The sequence below is a fragment of the Oleiphilus sp. HI0043 genome (genome assembly GCF_001634935.1).
The window spans coordinates 1-963 of sequence record NZ_LWEY01000571.1 but is presented as its reverse complement, the minus strand read 5'-3'; the positions used below and the strand labels follow the sequence as shown (position 1 = coordinate 963).

At 47.7% G+C, this 963-nt stretch carries 1 protein-coding gene; it reads right to left on the bottom strand.

The window, feature by feature from the left end:
* Positions 1–963 (bottom strand): DUF5011 domain-containing protein (locus tag A3729_RS07145; RefSeq protein ID WP_156497758.1); only part of this gene is annotated, 963 nt, incomplete at both ends.

The window sequence follows — 963 nt, the reverse complement described above, 5'->3', positions numbered from 1 at the left end:
TATGTTGACTGTACGGGTTACGGTTGGAGCAGGGTTGCCCGATGAATCTGAGACATCGTAAGTTATAAGGTAGCTGCCGATTAAGTTAGGGTCTACCGTGTCGCCACCGACAACAATGCTTCCGGAAAGGTCACCATCTACCGCATCCGTAGCTGTTGCTCCAGGGTCAGTGTAAGGCGAGCCTTGTGCGTGAGTGAGAGGGTTATCTCCGAGTAGGGTGATCATAGGGCTACCGGAATCGGCAACGATAACATCTCGGAAAATGCTTGTTGCAACGTTACCCGATGCATCGCTTACATCGTAAGAAAGAGTGTAGGTTCCCTCGACTGAAGTATTTACCGTACCTGTTACGACAATCGAACTTGATAAGTCTTCACCAGGAACATCAATTGCGGTAGCGCCTGGGTCATTAAATGGGGTGTTAATTTCTTGATTATATGGAGCAGCTCCTAACAAGGTAATGATTGGCGCGGTGCTGTCGACGACGTTAACTGTACGCGATACAACAATAGCTGAATTACCAGCAGTGTCAGAAACATTGTAGTTTATGATGTAGCTGCCAACGCTTCCGCTGATTACGCTACCTGAACTTACTATGCTTGCACTAATATCTCCGTCAACATTGTCGACGGCGCTGGCACCTTCATCTGAGAAGCTATCGCCTCTTTCTAGTGTAACAACTGCGTCGCCGATAAGTGTTATTACTGGTGCAGTCGTATCTTGAACGATCACCTCGCGCGTTACGGTCGTGGCTACATTGCCAGCTTCATCGGTAACATCGTAAGCAAGTGTGTAAGTGCCGGCAGTGTCAGAATCGACGTTTCCACTGATCATAATGTTGGCGCTGATATCTCCATCACGGTTATCGATAGCGGTAGCGCCTTCTTCATTATAAGTCGAAAGCTGTTCAACATAAGTAGGGTCGTCACCAATAAGAGTGATCACTGGTGCAGTAGTATCTTC